This is a genomic window from Acinetobacter sp. CIP 53.82 (assembly GCF_000369465.1).
In the GTDB taxonomy this organism is placed as follows: Bacteria; Pseudomonadota; Gammaproteobacteria; order Pseudomonadales; family Moraxellaceae; genus Acinetobacter; species Acinetobacter indicus.
Genome location: NZ_KB850045.1, coordinates 908,577 through 925,873, shown reverse-complemented (window position 1 = coordinate 925,873; position 17,297 = coordinate 908,577). Strand labels below are relative to the sequence as shown.

Sequence of the window (17,297 nt, the reverse complement as noted above, 5' to 3'; positions counted from 1 at the left end):
CCATTCAGGAGTTTTCTATTAAGCACAAAAACGATGGCTATGCTTATTTCGAGAATTTCAATAACGCTTCTGCGGTCGCCTCTGAGGAGGCCGGATTCTGTCCGGTAATCAGCAAACCATCTTGCTGTACATGCACCTGCCAGTCCTCGGCTTTTGAATATTGCCCGCCGTGTTCTTTCAGCATATCTTCAACTAAAAAGGGCACAACATTGGTCAGCCCAACCGCATCTTCTTCTGTATTACTAAAACCGGTTACAGTCTTGCCTTTGACCAATGGTTGGCCATCCTGTGCTTTGACATGACGTAATACTCCAGGCGCATGACAGACCAACGCCACTGGCTTATTGGCTTGTAATGTTTGTTCAATTAAAGAGATAGAATCCGGGTCTTCGGCCAAATCCCATAAGGGTCCATGACCGCCCGGATAAAACACGGCATCAAAATCGGCAATCGACACCTCACTGAGTTTGCGTGTCTGCGCCAGATCTTGCATGGCGGCGGTATCTGCCTTAAAACGTTCAGTGGCTTTGGTCTGAGCATCGGGTTCATTACTTTTCGGATCAAGAGGCGGTTGACCACCTTTAGGAGAGGCCAAGGTCACCTCGGCGCCAGCATCAACAAAAGCATAATAAGGGGCGGCCAGTTCTTCCAGCCAGAAACCGGTCTGTTTGCCTGTATCACCCAGACGGTCATGAGAGGTCAGCACGATGAGAATCTTCATATCATTTTCCTGAATGGTTCATATTATTCGGTTCATCGGCTGTTAATTTAGCAAGCGTAATGGGCGCTAAGTGTTGTGATACGTTCAGTTGCTGTATCGGCATGTGTCAATCTCCAGATACTGCAAAGGATTTTAAGTACCCATTAACAGGGCCTGCTGCACATCGGCCTGTTTGCGCAGGAAATCCCAGACCAGTTTGATTTTCGGCTCATGCTGTAAATCAACTAGGGTCAACATCCAGAAGGTATGGGTAAAACTGACCTGATCGCCCAGAACTTCTTGCAGATCGGGTTTATCATGCACCAGAAATCGCGGCAAAATTGCCAGTCCGGCGCCGGTACTGACCGCAATCTGCTGGGCCAGAATACTGTTACTGCGAAAACAGCGCCGAGCTATACACCAGATCATCAATATAATCGACAAATCGGTGCTGTTTCAGATCTTCTAGCTGCCGAATTGGTGGATTTTGCTGTAAATAGCTTTGACTGCCGTACAGTTTTAGACAGTAATTTGAGAGGCGGGTAATGATGTAAGGCCCAGATTTAGGCCGGTCAATTGAAATGACAATATCGGCTTCACGATGTGAAAGTTTGATGGTTTTGGGCACCGGAATCAGGTCAATAGTCAGCGAGGGATAATGCTGTGAAAACTCCGCCAGCAGCCGGGCCAGAAACGCCGTCCCGAAACCTTCCGGCGCACCAATGCGTACCCGGCCCTGTAAAGGGTCATGGCGTTTATCAATCTGGATAAACGACTGTTCCATCTGTTCGACACGGGGCACCAGCGCCAGACCTTCCGCGGTCAGTTCATAGCCTTTGGCTTCACGTTTAAACAGCTGGGTACCCAAGGTATTTTCCAGCGCCTGAATGCGCCGTGCCACGGTGCTGTGTTCCACTTCCATCAGGCGCGCAGCATTGGTGAGGGTTTTGGCCCGCGCCAAGACCAGAAAAAAGCGTAAGTGATCCCAATCAACTTTCATTTTATGTTTAACATCCTGTTAAATCTCTGTGCAAATTTGCACAACCGTCGTGCGCCAATCTCTATTGGTGCCAAAAGTGTTCTTTGTTAGTCTGCTGAAACAGCGTAAAAAATAATACGTTAAAAACAGCCAGTAAAGGCAGATAAAACGACAATAACAAACCAGCACGGAGCGACCATGAACGCGATTCATCATCCCCATTCGAATACCGGCATCACCACGGCAAAACTGCTGATTAATGGTGAATTTATCGACTCCACCACCAGCCATTGGCAGGATATTGTCAATCCTGCCACTCAGGAAGTTCTGGGTCAGGTACCATTTGCCACTGCAGAAGAAGTCAATACCGCCATTGCCGCAGCCCAACAGGCTTTTGCCAGCTGGCGTGAAACACCTATTCAGGCCCGTATGCGGATTATGCTGAAACTGCAGGAGCTGATCCGTCAAAACTTAAAAAGTATTGCACAAGTCCTGACCGCTGAACAGGGCAAAACATTAGCAGATGCCGAAGGTGATATTCAGCGTGGCTTGGAAGTGGTAGAACATGCCTGCTCGGTCGGTTCGCTGCAAATGGGTGAATATATTGAAGGCGTGGCGCGCGGGGTCGATACCTATACCATGCAGCAACCCTTAGGTGTCTGTGCCGGAATTACTCCATTTAATTTCCCGGCGATGATTCCATTGTGGATGTTCCCAATGGTCATTGTCTGTGGCAATACTTTTGTTTTAAAGCCGTCGGAGCAGGATCCGCTATCGACCATGATGCTGGTCGAGCTGGCGATGCAGGCCGGTGTTCCTGCCGGGGTACTGAATGTGGTGCATGGCGGTAAAGAAGTGGTCGATCTGCTGTGTACGCATTCTGACATCAAGGCCATTTCCTTTGTCGGTTCAACCGCGGTCGGTACCCATGTCTATAACCTGGCAGGCCAGCATGGCAAACGGGTGCAGTCAATGATGGGCGCCAAAAACCATGTGGTGGTGATGCCGGATGCCAATAAGGAACAGACCTTAAATGCCTTGGTTGGTGCAGCCTTTGGCGCAGCTGGTCAGCGTTGTATGGCCCTGTCTTTGGCGTTGATGTTTAGTGTTTAAATTAAATCAGTGATTTTTAAACGCTGGACTGATTATAAAATCAGAGTCACTTGGCTCAGTGATCATTGTTTCAATACAGCCTCATTTTGATGATTAAGCTTTTGCTTTATATGTATTAATCCCAGCTCCCGAAGGAACTGGGATTACCTACAAAATTAAAGTGAAGAGTTATTCATAACGTCTTCAGGATTGGGTAAATGTGCCAGAAGCTTCGTTCTGATTCACCGGAATTACCTTACATATTTGGGTAATTCGTGTTAGCGGCAGTGTAAAACTGACCCCCTTGGTTAATATAGCGGTCATGGGGGAGATTAAGAACCACCACACCATGAGATCGTGACGGTACATTTGAGCCACATCTTACTAAAAAGAATCAGACCAGTATCACGCAAATAGATAGCCAGATTCTATTCCTATATTCGTGACTGGCGTTTAGCCATGAGCCGATTTATTATTGAATTCGGTGAGCAGTGAAGCAATCACCTTTAAATTTATCAAAAGCAATTACATAAAATTATTTACAGGTTCAATAATATACAAGCTAGAAAGTTCCACAGTTTGAAATTAAACGTCGATAAGCCAAAAAAAAGCACAAGCTACCGATCATTCCAAGATAGAGCAATTTAGGCAAGATCAGTGTTGTAGGCACACCCATTTGATTGAGTTGAATAAACATCTGCACAATTTGGGTGGAAGGCAGGATTTCGCCAACGACTTGCATCCAGAGAGGCATGGCAGCATGTGGCCAGGCCGCACCAGATAAAAAGAACAGTGGAATAGAAGTGAATACAATGACATGCCCCGCACGTTCCGGCAGATCTAGAAAACTGGCGAATAGGCAGGTCATGCCAATTATCGTGTAGATAAAAACCGGAACAGCCAGTAGCATCCCGAACAGGTTGCCACCACTTGGATAATCAAACAGCCAGAAGCTGAAACCGAATAAATAGAAACATCCCAGACAGCCAATAGTAAAGACCGCTAAACACATCCCAATCAATGCATTTGTGTTTAATTCTATTTTTCTTTCCCGATATACCAAAATCAGCATACTCAAACCCAGAAGAATAGTTTGGTGGATAATTAAAGGTGCAACCGCAGGAAAGACATAACTGCCATAGCCGGATAGCGGATTAAATAAAGGAATTTGATGCACAGAAAGGGCAGGTGAAAAGTCCGAGACCTCGCCAAAGCGTTCAGTATAGTCTGCCAAAGTTTGCTCAACCGATGTGGCTAAGCCCAGACCAATTTGTTTGGTCACTAAAAAGTTGGCTGTGCTTAAATACAGGCCAATGCCGCCTGTTTCACCATGCCTTAAGCTTTGCGATAAATTGTCCGGTAGCAGTAAAATGCCATCGGCTTTTTGAGATTCAACCCATTGTTTAGCTTCGGCAAAATTGCCGGTAATCGCCTCAATTTCCACATTGGGGCTTTGTGCCACCTGACCAATAATACGGGTGCTTAAGTTACTTTGTTCTTCATCGACAATAATAATCGGTAAGGCTTCAGCCTGCTGTGCCTGATAAGCGGTTGGATAAAAAAAGCTGTAAAATAAGACGGATAGAATCAGCGTGGTAAAGATCGCGCCGTGACTGACAATATCCTTGAAGCCTTGCAGATAGTAAAACCAGAGGGATTTCATTGGACTGCTCCTTTAGCTATTTTTTTAAGAAACAGATAAGCCAGCAGAGCGTAGACTAGGGCATAGATCAGCAGCATTAATCCAGCTTGCAGTGAAATATGCAATGGACTACCAATCACCCATTGTTCAGTTTGTAATTTGGCATAGGGCGTAAACGGAATAATATTGGACCAAAACTGGGTGAACAGGGGCGCATTATTTAAAGGGAGGGTCACACCTGCAAAACTCAAAGATGAACCACCATAGACCGCAATGATGCCAAAAGATTTACTTAAATCTTTGGTCGCCAGAACCACTGCACTGCTTAAAAATGCATAAGCGCTATATAGCAGAAATTGTGCCGATAGAATCAGAGCGAGCGAGCCAGCAACAAACCAGCCGCGAATTTCAATCAGCCAGAACATCCAGATCCAGGTCCATAGACTAAAAATAGCCACATAGACCAGGTTCTTAGACAGTAATGCCATCCAGATGGACGAGTTGCTAATCCAGCTTGTTAAGGTCTGTCGCTTCAGTTCCTGACCGACGGAAAATGCCACACAACAACACAGCAGTAAATGCAGAATTGCCGGAATGACATAGGGTTCCAGATAGAGTTCATAATTCAGTTGCGGATTATACAGCGGTGATATTTTGATATGCGGTGACGGTGCTTCGAGAGAGGGTAGTCGATTCCCCAGATATTGCTCTCCGCTAAATTCAGCGAGTGCTTGCAGGGTACTGACCAGCATGGCAGAGGAAATGGTATTTCCGATACTGAAATAACTCTGGTTAAAAGCAATACTGATGTCAGCATCCTGGGCACGAACCAGACGTTGCTCAGCACCGCTTGGAATATGGATATAACCCCAAATTTTATTTTGATTTAGCAGGCGCTCAATCTCAGCTGTTTGCTCCGACACTGTAGCAATTTTAAGAGTATGATTCAGGGCCACATGCTGATAAATGCTTTGACTCAGCGCACTCTGGTCTTGATCAATAATCGCAATCGGTAAATGATCCGGTTTCCCTTGAGCAAACATGCTGCTGAATAAAATAATCACCAGTGCAGGTGCCAGCGTGACCAGACACAGATCCCATTTTTCGCGGAGCAGATAGCGCAGTTCGCGCCATATACCCGTCCACATTATCGGGTCTCTTTCAGTTTAAATAACACGCTCATCCCAACTTTCAGTTCAGGAATCGCTGGTGTGGGCACAAGATGCAGCTTAAAACTTCGCACATCATAACCGCCGGTTTGGCGTGTGGTCTTAATGGTGGCAAATTCACCTTCAGCACTGATCTGCTTGATTTTAAAAGTGGCGGTTTTATCTAGGGCGGGAATATAACCTTCAATACTGCTCATTTTCTGAAACGGGGCATATTGGTCTTCACGAATATTCAGGCTCACCCACATTTGATCTTCAATCAGGCTGACCACAGGGACTGCGGTGGCTACCAGCTCCGAGACTTTGCCATAGGTTTTAGACACCGTTCCGTTAACAGGTGCTACTAATTGGGTTTCTGCCTCTAATGCATTGGCTTCATCCAGCGCAGCCTGGGCAATATCTACTTGTGCATCGGCAGAACTCTTTTGCTGCGAGGTGCTGCCACGTTTGGCACGTGCGTATTGCTGATACGCTGCTTCTGTCATTTGTGCCGCTGATTGACTGGCTGCATACAATTCATCACGGCGCTGGCGTGAAATCACACCTTCCTTAAATAAATTTGCACCACGCTCATAAGAAACTTTGGCTAAATTTTGCTGTGCTTTCAGCGATTGCCAGTTGGCATACAGGCTGGCGATATTTTCTTCTTGCGAGCCACGTTCAGCAGTCGATTGTAAGGCCAGCGCAGATTGTAAAGCCGCTGCGGCTTGCTGTTTTTTGGCCTGAATTTCCGGGCTGTTTAAGCGCACCAGCACATCGCCTTTTTTGACTCGCTGACCTTCTTCTACATAAATTTCTTCAATACGGCTTGGCACTTTGGTCGCCACCTGAACTGTTTCAGCTTCTACACGACCCTGCAATTCAAGCGGAGCCGGTTGGTAGCTTTTCCATAATCCAAATGCGATGACTGCCAGCAGAACTGGAATCAGGGCGAGCAATAAATATTTTTTCTTTTTAGCGATTTCAGGAGCTTGTTGTTGCTCGGTCGAAGTCGTCGCGTTGTTTTCTATTTCAGTTTTTGTTTCTACCTGTTGCGCAGGCGATTTTTCTGTATCGCTGGATGAAGCCGCTTCATTCACAGGATCATTGGGTTTTTGATCTTCGTTCATGTTCGGCTCCATTAGCGAATATAGTGAGTGTTGGTATGTTGGATGTAGTTCGGAAATTCTGCAATCGAACCATGGCTTTGTAATAGGGTGGCCAGTGACATCACATATTTGTAGGCATTCAAGGCAGTTTCAGCTCGTAGTCCGCTCAGCATGTTTTGTGCATCGATGACCTGTGTGGCGGTGCCCATATCTTCTTTAAAAGACAATTCTTGGATGCGTAAATTTTCCTGTGCGGCTTTCAAGTTTTGTGCCAGAAGCGCATCACTTTGCTGTGCACTGAGTGCTTCGCTATAAGATTTATAAATCAGATTTTCAATTTCCTGCTGGGTGCGTGCAGTGAGCAATTCTGTGGCAGAGCGTTTGAGTTCGGCAGCCTGAATATTTTTGTTTTTATCGATCCCGGAAAACAGGTTATAGCGTGCGGCAACTCCGACAATCCAGTTTTCATTTTGATCCAGACTATATTCGCCAAAAGCAAAAACATTCGGTTTTTTAGCTGCTTGCTGGGCTTTGACATTGGCTTGAGCTAATTGAGTATCCAGCTGCATTTTTTGAATCAGCGCAGAGTTCTGACTAAAGGTTTTCAGCAGATGATTTAAGGCCTGTGGCTCGGTTTTATTGACAAATAAAGGCGTCGAAAGTTCGGTGATGCTACTTTCCTGAAGCAGATTATTCAGCTGGAACAGGGCAGCATTCAAATTGGCCTGTGTATTTTGCTGGCTGCGCTCGGCATTATTGCGTGCCACTTCAAACTGCATGCGGTGCCCTTTACTGATAAAACCTTGCTGTTCCATCTTTAAGGCATTGCGATAATGCTGCTGCATGGCATTCAGATTAAACAGCGCAGCTGCATGCAGTTGCTTTTGGAGCTGTACATTAAAATAACTTTGAATCAGTTCAAAACGCTGCGTGTCTTGCTGCTGTTTGTTGCTGAGCTGACTACGACCGACCTGAATATTGGCGATTTCTTTAGCGCTGCTTGTCAGCCCACCGGTATAAAGCGGCATCATGACTGAAATCGTCGGGCGAATCACCTGATCATCCAGCACGACATGCGAACTATCAGGAATTAAGCCCACCCCATTTTGAATAGGTTGTCTTAGACTATTTTTTAGCGGGTCAGCCAGCCCCCCTAAGTTCAGTTCATCAATTCTATTATTTACACCATCCGTTAAGGATTGCTCTAAATTATTTTTTAATGCACCCAAAGGCAGATCGAGTTCATTATGAAAGGCATACGCACGAACATTCAGGTCGACTCGTGGCAGACCTATACCTTTCACTGCTTCAGCTTCAAGTTTTGAAGCCTGTTCCAGACTTTGATAGGCTTGGCTGCTATAAGAATTTTGCAACAACTGACGTTCAGCGTCCTGAAAGCTGATGCTCTGCGCATGAGCAAAGCTGCCATACATCATCGATGCAAGCAGATTTAAACCCCAGACAAGCTGTCTTTTATTTTTCTTTAAGTTCATAAAGTCGCTAAACTGATTTAAAGCCGGTGATGTTATCCGGCTAGTATAAATCAAAGGTTCGCAGATAGAACTAGTGTAAAGTTATAGTATTGTTTCTTTTACATCTGTATGGCTTTGTTGCACAAGCCTATCTGAACCGTACCGGGTTTGTCGGAGACTTTTTTATTTAAGTTAGGCCACCTGACCTAACGGGTTAATCTTATCATAGTACATTGCTTCAAACTCAAAAGGCGATACATAACCCAGTGCACTGTGTACACGCTTTTTATTGAACCAATCTACCCAGTTGAGTGTCGCAAGTTGTACATCTGCTAAACCTTGCCAATCTGCTTTTAAATATTCAATCACCTCTGTTTTGTATAAGCCATTCACCGTTTCAGCCAGAGCATTATCGTATGAATCACCAGTTGTACCGACTGATGCTCGTAAATTTGCAGCTTCTAAACGATTGGTATAGCGAATAGAAAGATATTGAACACCTCTATCGGAATGATGAATCACATTCTTTGGCATGCCTCGATCGTGCAATGCTTGCTCAAGTGCATCGAGTACCATATCTGTATTCATCCGTGTAGATACTTTCCATCCAACAATTGCTCGTGAGAACACATCAATAATAAAGGCGGTATAGACCCAGCCTGAATTTGTTTGAATATAGGGGTGAGTAGACCAAAGGAATCTCACCCTTATATCCGCACTTATGAAGGGTGGCTATATCTCGTAGTTGTGATTGACCTGTTTTCACGTCTTGTTGTTGGCTGGTCTATGAAATTCAGAATCACGGCAGATCTGGTTTTAGATGCGTTATTGATGGCTTTGTGGCGAAGAAACCCAAAGAACAAAGTCCTAATCCATTCTGACCAAGGCAGCCAATACACCAGTCATGAATGGCAGACATTTCTCAAGCATCATAATCTTGAAAGTAGTATGAGTCGTCGACTTGCGCAGTACACTGCTCATGCCATGACAATGCTGTTGCCGAGAGCTTTTTTCAACTGTTAAAACGAGAGAGGATCAAAAAGAAAATATATGCATCAAGAACTGAGGCTAGGTCTGATATCTTTGAATATATTGAGATGTTCTACAATACAAAACGCAGGCATGGTTCCAATGATCAGCGTTCTCCATTAGATTATGAAAAGGCCCATCAAAAGATGATTATGTGTGTCTAGAATTTTGGTGGCTATTCACATTGATAGTTTTGCTTGCCATATAGTTTGAGGCCATTTTTCTTTATACTGTCACTTAGACAGGTTGGACATTTGATTTTTAGTGTTATTTGCATCTCACTATCTTATCAAAAGCCAACCTGTTTTTTTCAGCATACTTTTTGAAACACCACCAAAAAACCAGGTTGAAAAAGTCAGCTTTAAGCTTGTCTGAAGAAATGACCATTGTCATTTTATTTCATCAATCCGGTTTTAGATTCTTCAAATATTTTTATTGCCAAATGATCGTTCCATTCTGGAAATCTGCTTTATTGTTTGAACCCCAATAAGCCAACTTTCCAAAATATGCTAAAAGGCTAAGTGGATTTCATCGAACTCAGGTTATTTTAGCTCTGCATAATTCCGCTGACACCGGTCACAATCATATCAATGGCAATGGTCCCAATCAGCAAGGCAGCCAGACGCCCGACAATATCGACATACAAATCAATATAATTGGAATGTTTATGCTGCAAATGATCATGCGCATATTTCATTAAAATAAGCAGGCTACAGGTCAGAAATAGCGTCACAAAAATCACCAGCACCAGTTGCCACAGGCTTAGCTGAATTCCGGTAATGACCGCGGCGCTGATGGTTCCCGGGCCAATCATAAACGGCATGGCAATGGTGCCGGCCAAATGATGTGGCGCACCGCGCATCACCCCAATGGTATCGGCGCCTTCAAACACATAGCGATAACCAATCACCAGAAAAATAATCCCGCCAAAAATCTGGAAAGATTCAAAACGGACATGCAGGACATCATGAAAAAAGGCTTCACCGGTTTTGGCGAAAATAATAAACACCACAAAGCTGATTAAACTGCCCTGAATCAGGGCGCGATTAAACACTCGGGCCTCGGAATTACGGATAATCCCGAGCATATAAATACTCATTAAAAACGGGTTTAATAATGAGAAAAACAGTGCAAAGGCGTGAAGCGACTCAGACATCCTACAGATTCCTTATTGATCCGGGTCTGGAAAGAGCGGGCGCTTGCCTGGACTAATCCGGTTGATGTGCAAGAACATCAAATGGCGCTCGTATTTATCCAGAATGTCGTTAATGACCTGTTCCTTGCTATAACCCACCAGATCATTGCCTTGCGAGCCTTCAAACAGATAGGTTTCCAGACGGTAATAGTATTTCTTGGTGCGTTTGCCGCGTGAACTGAAGTTGGGTGTGTCATAACGGATTGGCCAGATCTGGTAAACGAAGTTTTCTTCTTCATCCAGCTGAATGGTTAAATCCAGATGTGACAGTTCCGGTTCATCATCCAGGGCTTTTTCCGCCAGATCGACCTGAATGCCTTTGTTGATGAATTCTGTGGCCACCGCCTGCATTGCCGGTTTACAGACCTCTTCCAGCATTTGCTGGGTTTGCGATAAATTGGCATGCAGCATTACCCGGCTGAGGCGTTTTTTCCAGTTAAAGATGTCGACATTGCCGACCACGGGTGCCGCATTCATGCTGGTACTGGCCTGACGGAAATCTTCCAGTCTTAATGACTTGTACAGACCCGCCATCACAAAGAAAATCACAAAGCTAAAAGGCAGCCCCATAATAATGGTGGTGTTTTGCAGTGCAGTCACGCCATTGGCCATCAGCATGGCCAAAGTCAGTAAACCAATCGCCAGTGCCCAGAAGACACTTAACCAGCGCGGCGAATCATGTTCAATATTGCTAAATTTGGTGGTGAAATTCCCCAGTACCAGTGCGCCTGAATCGGCAGAAGTCACATAAAACAGCAAACCGGTAATGGTAGCGACGCCGGCCAGAAATGGGAACCACGGATATTGGGCAAGCAGGTCATAGAAACCATGTGCCGGATTGGCCAATACGGTGGTGGCCAGCTGGGTATTGCCATCAAAAATCACGCTGTGCAAGGCGCTATTTCCAAAAATCGACAGCCAGGTCAGGGTAAACAGCAGGGGAATAATTAAGGTACCGGCCACAAATTCGCGGATGGTCCGGCCACGGGAAATTCGCGCCAGAAACAGGCCGACAAATGGCGACCAGGCAATCCACCAGGCCCAGAAAAACAGGGTCCAGCTGTTCATCCATTCTTTCGGTTGCTGAAACGGAAAACTGGTTAAGGACAGTTGCGGGAACTGGCTAATATAGTCGCCAAAGTTCTGGATTAACGCTGCCAGTAAAAACTCGGTATTGCCCATCACCAGAATAAACAGCAACAGACCAATTGACACATAAATATTGACTTCAGACAGAATCCGGAGGCCTTTATTTACCCCAGAAGCCACTGAAATTGCAGTAATAATGACTGCAACGGCAATCAGCGCCGACTGGATCAGCAGGTTTTCTGGCACATCAAACAGTACATGCAGGCCGTAGTTGAGCTGAACCACACCAATCCCGCAGGTGGTGGCAATACCGAAAATAGTGCCCAAAACGGCCGCGGTATCAACACTATGTCCAATCCAGCCATTAACACGCTTGCCAAAAATCGGATAAAGCGCCGAGCGGATGGTTAGCGGCAGGTTATAACGATAACTAAAATAACCCAAAGCCACGCCAACCAAGGCATACATGCTCCAGCCAGTTAATCCATAGTGGAACAGGGTCCAGACCATTGACTGGCGCGCAGCCTCAAAAGTCTGGCCTTCGCCGACAGGCGGATTCATATAGTGAGACAGCGGTTCGGCCACCGAGAAGAACATCAGGTCAATCCCGATTCCGGCCGAGAACAGCATTGCCGACCAGCTCAGCAGGCTAAATTCCGGCTTGGAATGTTTGGGACCTAATTTGATATCGCCATAACGCGACAGGGCAATAAACAGTACAAAGACCAGATATAAGGTGGCCGCCAGCAGGTAATACCAGCTAAAGGTCCGGCTGACCCAGTTCAAGATTTGGGTAATGAGCTGATTCGCCTGGTCATTAAATAAAATCGTAACCAGCGAAAACAGCAGGATGAGTGTTGCCGAAAGAAAAAAGACAACTTTGTTCAGACTATCGGTCGTCTGTTCAGTTTTCTTTTGCATAAATCTGTGACCATATTTTTTTAATTCGGATCTACAGCGCAGTGTGTTTTGGCATAACCAGACTATAGGCATGGCTCTCATTACAAACATTTGCAAATGAAAAACAAACTGAGCTGTACATCAGGAAGCAGACGGGACTATAATTTATTTTAATTGAACGTTCAATTAAAATAACGTTTTTATATGTTACCTTGCCTTGTGCATGATTTTTATTAGTCAGGTCGATCTTATGCCTAAAGTTGGTATGCAACCGATTCGTCGTCAACAGCTAATTGATGCCACCTTATCTGCCATTAATGAACTGGGTTTTGCTGAAGCATCTATCAGCCAGATTGCCCAGCGGGCAGGTGTGTCTACAGGCATCATCAGTCATTATTTTCAGGGCAAGCATGGCCTGATTGAAGCGACCATGCGTTATTTGCTGCAACAGCTGGGCGATGCCATTTCTGCCAGTTTAAACGCCGCAGAAAACACCCCGGAGCAGCGCCTGATTGCGATTGTGCGTGCCAATTTCTCGGCCGAACAGACCGATAAAGCCGCCATGAAAACCTGGCTGGCATTCTGGGCCAACAGTATGCATCAACCTGACTTGCACCGTTTGCAGCAGGTCAACCATTATCGCCTGCATTCCAATATCAAGCATGAGTTTGCCAAACAGCTGGACCGCGAGCAGGCTGAACGCGCCGCGCAGGGTCTGGCCGCACTGATTGACGGTTTCTGGTTACGCGGTTCCTTAATGACCACTGAACTGGATGCCGATTTACCTATTCAGATTTGTGCCGACTATATCCGTCAGCAACTCAATATTCACTAAATTACGAGGAGAACCGATTGATGCAATTCAATACACAACGACCTTATATTCACGGTCAGTTTGTCGATGCTTCATCCTCTGAAACATTCCAAAGTATTAATCCGGCCAATGCTGAGGTGTTGGCCACCATTCAGGCATGTAACCAGGCCGATGTTGATCGGGCAGTACAGTCTGCCAAACAGGGACAAAAAGTCTGGGCAGCCATGACCACCATGCAGCGTTCACGCATTTTAAATCAGGCCGTAGCCATTTTACGGGCACGCAATGATGAGCTGGCAGAAATTGAAAGCCTGGACAGTGGCAAGCCTTTAAGTGAAACCCGGAGCGTCGATATTGTGACCGGGGCAGATGTGCTGGAATATTATGCCAGCATTTTACCAGCGCTCGAAGGCCAGCAAATTCCATTAAGAGAAAGTTCTTTTATTTATACCCGCCGTGAACCGCTGGGTGTGGTGGCCGGTATTGGCGCTTGGAATTATCCAATCCAGATTGCGTTATGGAAATCTGCACCGGCCTTGGCCGCAGGCAACGCCATGGTGTTTAAAGCCAGTGAAATTACCCCACTGACCGCGTTAAAACTGGCCGAAATTTATAGTGAAGCCGGAGTACCGGACGGCGTCTTTAATGTGGTGACCGGTGGTGGCGATGTGGGTAGCTACCTCACTGAGCATCCGGAGATTGCCAAAGTATCCTTTACCGGCGGTGTGAGTACCGGTAAAAAAGTAATGGCACAGGCGGCGGCGTCCAGCTTAAAAGAAGTCACCATGGAACTTGGTGGAAAATCACCGTTAATTATCTGTGAAGATGCCAATCTGGATCTGGCTGCCGATATCGCCATGATGGCCAATTTCTACAGCTCTGGACAGGTGTGTACCAATGGAACCCGGGTGTTTATTCCTGCTGCTTTAAAAACTGCTTTTGAAGAAAAGATTCTGCAGCGCATTCCTTATGTGCGGATGGGGCAGCCTTTAGACCCGAACACCAATTTCGGACCACTGTCCAGCTTTGCCCATATGGAAAAAGTATTGCATTACATTGAGCTGGGCAAGCAACAGGGCGCCCGTCTGTTAACAGGTGGACAGCGCGCAGCGGCAGCTGAATTTGCGCACGGGGCTTTTGTTGAACCCACGGTATTTACCGACTGTCATGATGAAATGCGCATTGTCCAGGAAGAAATTTTTGGCCCGGTTATGAGCATCTTAAGCTATGACAGTGAAGATGAAGTAATCCGCAGAGCCAATGCCACCACCTATGGTCTGGCTGCTGGTGTGGTCAGTCCGGATTTAAGCCGTGCCCATCGCATTATTCATCAGATTGAAGCTGGGATTTGCTGGCTGAATACCTGGGGTGAATCTCCAGCAGAAATGCCGGTTGGTGGCTATAAACAGTCAGGCGTTGGCCGTGAAAATGGTCTGGTGACCTTACAGCACTATACCCAGACCAAATCGGTTCAGGTGGAACTGAGTCCTTTCCAATCTGTATTTTCAGCTTAAGGGAGGATCATGCTGCATGAATTATGACTATATTATTATTGGCGCAGGTTCTGCCGGGAATGTGCTGGCGGCTCGATTAACCGAAGATCCAGAAACGACGGTGTTGCTCCTGGAAGCAGGTGGGCCGGACTACCGGCTGGATTTTCGTACCCAGATGCCTGCCGCGCTGGCTTATCCCTTACAGGGCCGGCGTTATAACTGGGCCTATCTGACCGATCCGGAACCGTATATGAATAATCGCCGCATGGAATGTGGTCGCGGTAAAGGCTTGGGCGGATCCTCCCTGATTAACGGCATGTGTTATATCCGCGGCAATGCGATGGATCTGGAACAATGGGCCAGTTTGAAAGGACTGGAACATTGGAGCTATGCCGACTGCCTGCCTTATTATAAAAAGGCCGAAACCCGTGATATTGGCGGCAATGACTATCATGGCGACAGTGGTCCGGTACAGGTCGCCACCCCGAAAGCCGGAAATAACGAGCTGTTTCATGCCATGGTCGATGCTGCGGTACAGGCTGGCTATCCACGTACCGATGATTTAAATGGCTATCAGCAGGAAGGATTTGGCCCGATGGACCGTACCGTAACCCCACAGGGACGCCGTTCCAGCACGGCGCGTGGTTATCTGGATATGGCCAGACAGCGCCCGAATTTAACCATTCGCACCCATGCCATGACCCATAAAATTCTATTTAATGGCAAGCAGGCTATAGGCGTCGAATATTTTCAGGGACAAAGTACCGCGCAGCCACTCCAAGTCTTTGCTGAAAAAGAAGTGTTGCTCTGTGGAGGTGCCATTGCTTCCCCGCAAATTCTGCAGCGTTCCGGTGTCGGTAATGCCCAGCATCTAAAAAGCCTGGAGATTCCGGTGGTTCATGATTTACCGGGCGTGGGCGAAAACCTGCAAGATCATCTGGAAATGTATTTACAGTATCAGTGCAAAAAACCGGTCAGCTTATATCCAGCCTTAAAATGGTATAACCAGCCAAAAATTGGCGCAGAATGGCTGTTTTTAGGTCAGGGTGTGGGTGCCAGTAACCAGTTTGAAGCCGGTGGCTTTATCCGCACTTCCGATGAGTTTGCCTGGCCGAATATCCAGTATCACTTTTTACCGGTCGCCATTAACTACAATGGCAGTAATGCCATTCAGCAGCATGGTTTTCAGGCGCATGTCGGTTCCATGCGCTCTCCATCCCGCGGTCGGGTCAAACTGCGCTCCAAAGATCCGTTTCAGCATCCAAGTATCCTGTTCAATTATATGAGTACCGAACAGGACTGGCGCGAGTTCCGTGATGCCATCCGCATTACCCGGGACATCATGCATCAACCGGCTTTAGATGCCTATCGCGGCGAAGAAATCAGCCCGGGCAAACAGGTACAAAGTGATGCCGAGCTGGACGAATTTATCCGTAACCACGCTGAAACTGCGTTCCATCCATCTTGCAGCTGCAAAATGGGTGAAGATGATATGGCCGTGGTCGATGGCTACGGGCGGGTACATGGGCTGCAAAACCTGCGAGTGATTGATGCTTCCATCATGCCGCTGATTATTACCGGCAACCTGAATGCCACCACCATTATGATGGCCGAAAAACTGGCCGATCATATTCGCGCCAAACCGGCGCTGGCCAAATCTACGGCGCCATTTTACCGGGCCAATACGCCAGTCCGGTCAATCTAGCCGCAACAGAACACTTTGATCTTGACATCGTTTTGATGTGCATTTTTATACACATCCTTTTTTCTTAGTTAAAACCACATACCCAACCATCCGCACAGCTCACGGTCGGATGGTTGGCTGGGATTTTTACATTCAATCAGGTTAAATTTTAAAACAATGATTCCATTTACAAGAACGGTGGTCGCCGCCGGGTGTCTGTCATGTATCAGCATGTCCAGCTGGGCCAATGATGCATCCTCTTCCTCTATTGATGTGTCTGGTCAGCTGACCGCAGTATCTAAATATGTGTCGCGCGGTCTGACCAATGCACCAGAAAATGAAGACTTGGCTTTGCAGGCCTCTTTAACCCTGGGTTACGGAAATTTTTATGCTGCTTATTGGGGCAGTACACTGGGTTATTCATACCGCGATTTACAACAAGGCCGGCAATACAGCACCGATAAAATGGAACATGATTTTATTGTCGGGCATGTGTCAGATTTTAAAGGCCTCACTTGGGATCTGTGGAATGCGACCTATTATTATCCGGGTGGGGACAGTACCACCTCCAATGAACTGGGCCTGCGTGTCAGCAAGAATGTGAATGATCAGGCTACACTAACCTTTGGTGTGTCGACCTATTTATATGATGTGGTGTATATGAATCAGGGGGATACCTATGTCAGCCTGAACTATGCCCATCAGCTCAGTGATAAATTAACTGGAAATCTAGCCGTTGCCGGTTCTTATTTTAATGACTCCGGCAAATATGAAGGTCAGGAATTTTTAGATACCCAGACCGATACTGCTTTTCGTTTTGCCTCGGTCGGGCTGGATTATGCAGTTGCGCCGAATGTGAATGTCTTTTCCGACTTCATTCTGGGTGGCTATGACCGCAGTAAAATCAAACAGAAAAATCAGGCGGTTTGGGGCTTAAGATATAGCTTCTAA

At 46.4% G+C, this 17,297-nt stretch carries 11 protein-coding genes and 6 pseudogenes; 7 read left to right on the top strand and 10 right to left on the bottom strand.

Going from position 1 to position 17,297, the window contains the following annotated elements:
• Nucleotides 1-43: 43 nt before the first annotated feature.
• Complete coding sequence (locus tag F905_RS04970; RefSeq protein WP_005177934.1) at nt 44-721, bottom strand: type 1 glutamine amidotransferase domain-containing protein; 678 nt, start codon at nt 719-721, stop codon at nt 44-46.
• 132 nt (nt 722-853) lie between these two features.
• A pseudogene (locus F905_RS04965) lies at nt 854-1,700 on the bottom strand (LysR family transcriptional regulator).
• Between the two features lie 177 nt (nt 1,701-1,877).
• Here F905_RS04965 and F905_RS04960 point away from each other — a divergent pair.
• Nucleotides 1,878-2,780, top strand: a pseudogene (locus tag F905_RS04960) (aldehyde dehydrogenase family protein); the annotation flags it as partial.
• A gap of 553 nt (nt 2,781-3,333) precedes the next feature.
• Here the strand turns inward: F905_RS04960 and F905_RS04955 are convergent.
• From F905_RS04955 to F905_RS04935, 5 genes and pseudogenes are all read right to left on the bottom strand, one after another.
• The gene (locus F905_RS04955) at nt 3,334-4,434 is read right to left on the bottom strand and encodes an ABC transporter permease (RefSeq protein WP_005177925.1); all 1,101 of its coding nucleotides are present in this window, start codon (nt 4,432-4,434) and stop codon (nt 3,334-3,336) included.
• Nucleotides 4,431-5,561, bottom strand: coding sequence for an ABC transporter permease (locus F905_RS04950; protein WP_005177922.1), 1,131 nt, complete (start codon nt 5,559-5,561; stop codon nt 4,431-4,433). Before F905_RS04950 ends, F905_RS04955 begins: the two co-directional genes overlap by 4 nt.
• Nucleotides 5,561-6,691: an HlyD family secretion protein gene (locus F905_RS04945; RefSeq protein WP_005177920.1), complete on the bottom strand. Its 1,131-nt coding sequence runs from the start codon at nt 6,689-6,691 to the stop codon at nt 5,561-5,563. The genes F905_RS04950 and F905_RS04945 overlap by 1 nt, the downstream gene beginning before the upstream one ends.
• A gap of 11 nt (nt 6,692-6,702) precedes the next feature.
• A complete protein-coding gene (locus F905_RS04940; protein WP_005177917.1) occupies nt 6,703-8,163 on the bottom strand; it encodes a TolC family protein in 1,461 nt (486 codons plus the stop codon).
• Nucleotides 8,164-8,334: 171 nt separating this feature from the next.
• Nucleotides 8,335-8,823, bottom strand: a pseudogene (locus F905_RS04935) (IS3 family transposase); the annotation flags it as partial.
• Nucleotides 8,824-8,850: 27 nt separating this feature from the next.
• Between F905_RS04935 and F905_RS04930 the strand changes: the two are divergent.
• Nucleotides 8,851-9,335, top strand: a pseudogene (locus tag F905_RS04930) (IS3 family transposase); the annotation flags it as partial.
• Between the two features lie 14 nt (nt 9,336-9,349).
• On the opposite strand, the pseudogene F905_RS15390 reads toward F905_RS04930, so the two are convergent.
• Nucleotides 9,350-9,448: pseudogene (locus F905_RS15390) on the bottom strand (transposase-like zinc-binding domain-containing protein); the annotation flags it as partial.
• Between the two features lie 54 nt (nt 9,449-9,502).
• Between F905_RS15390 and F905_RS15770 the strand changes: the two are divergent.
• Nucleotides 9,503-9,640 (top strand): annotated as a pseudogene (locus F905_RS15770) (IS982 family transposase); the annotation flags it as partial.
• A gap of 78 nt (nt 9,641-9,718) precedes the next feature.
• On the opposite strand, the gene F905_RS04925 reads toward F905_RS15770, so the two are convergent.
• Entirely contained in the window at nt 9,719-10,327 is a 609-nt protein-coding gene (locus F905_RS04925) for a MarC family protein (RefSeq protein ID WP_005177911.1), read from the bottom strand.
• 12 nt (nt 10,328-10,339) lie between these two features.
• Nucleotides 10,340-12,376, bottom strand: a complete 2,037-nt coding sequence (locus F905_RS04920; protein WP_005177908.1) for a choline transporter — start codon at nt 12,374-12,376, stop codon at nt 10,340-10,342.
• A gap of 229 nt (nt 12,377-12,605) precedes the next feature.
• Here F905_RS04920 and betI point away from each other — a divergent pair, with 229 nt between their 5' ends.
• The 4 genes from betI (at nt 12,606) to F905_RS04900 (ending at nt 17,297) form a co-directional block, all read left to right on the top strand.
• Nucleotides 12,606-13,190 carry a transcriptional regulator BetI gene (betI, locus tag F905_RS04915; protein WP_034597681.1) on the top strand — a complete coding sequence of 195 codons (585 nt, stop codon included), beginning with the start codon at nt 12,606-12,608 and terminating at the stop codon, nt 13,188-13,190.
• A 17-nt stretch (nt 13,191-13,207) separates the two neighbouring features.
• Nucleotides 13,208-14,683, top strand: a complete 1,476-nt coding sequence (gene betB, locus F905_RS04910; RefSeq protein ID WP_171065061.1) for a betaine-aldehyde dehydrogenase — start codon at nt 13,208-13,210, stop codon at nt 14,681-14,683.
• 16 nt (nt 14,684-14,699) lie between these two features.
• Nucleotides 14,700-16,367: a choline dehydrogenase gene (betA, locus tag F905_RS04905; RefSeq protein WP_005177901.1), complete on the top strand. Its 1,668-nt coding sequence runs from the start codon at nt 14,700-14,702 to the stop codon at nt 16,365-16,367.
• 156 nt (nt 16,368-16,523) lie between these two features.
• The gene (locus F905_RS04900) at nt 16,524-17,297 is read left to right on the top strand and encodes a TorF family putative porin (protein WP_005177899.1); all 774 of its coding nucleotides are present in this window, start codon (nt 16,524-16,526) and stop codon (nt 17,295-17,297) included.

Excerpts from the sequence above, each read along its gene's own strand:
- F905_RS04945 (WP_005177920.1), bottom strand. The coding sequence starts at position 6,691 with ATGAACGAAGATCAAAAACCCAATGATCCTGTGAATGAAGCGGCTTCA.
- F905_RS04955 (WP_005177925.1), bottom strand. The coding sequence starts at position 4,434 with ATGAAATCCCTCTGGTTTTACTATCTGCAAGGCTTCAAGGATATTGTC.
- F905_RS04970 (WP_005177934.1), bottom strand. The coding sequence starts at position 721 with ATGAAGATTCTCATCGTGCTGACCTCTCATGACCGTCTGGGTGATACA.
- F905_RS04900 (WP_005177899.1), top strand. The coding sequence starts at position 16,524 with ATGATTCCATTTACAAGAACGGTGGTCGCCGCCGGGTGTCTGTCATGT.
- betA (WP_005177901.1), top strand. The coding sequence starts at position 14,700 with ATGAATTATGACTATATTATTATTGGCGCAGGTTCTGCCGGGAATGTG.
- F905_RS04925 (WP_005177911.1), bottom strand. The coding sequence starts at position 10,327 with ATGTCTGAGTCGCTTCACGCCTTTGCACTGTTTTTCTCATTATTAAAC.
- F905_RS04940 (WP_005177917.1), bottom strand. The coding sequence starts at position 8,163 with ATGAACTTAAAGAAAAATAAAAGACAGCTTGTCTGGGGTTTAAATCTG.
- F905_RS04920 (WP_005177908.1), bottom strand. The coding sequence starts at position 12,376 with ATGCAAAAGAAAACTGAACAGACGACCGATAGTCTGAACAAAGTTGTC.
- betI (WP_034597681.1), top strand. The coding sequence starts at position 12,606 with ATGCCTAAAGTTGGTATGCAACCGATTCGTCGTCAACAGCTAATTGAT.
- F905_RS04950 (WP_005177922.1), bottom strand. The coding sequence starts at position 5,561 with ATGTGGACGGGTATATGGCGCGAACTGCGCTATCTGCTCCGCGAAAAA.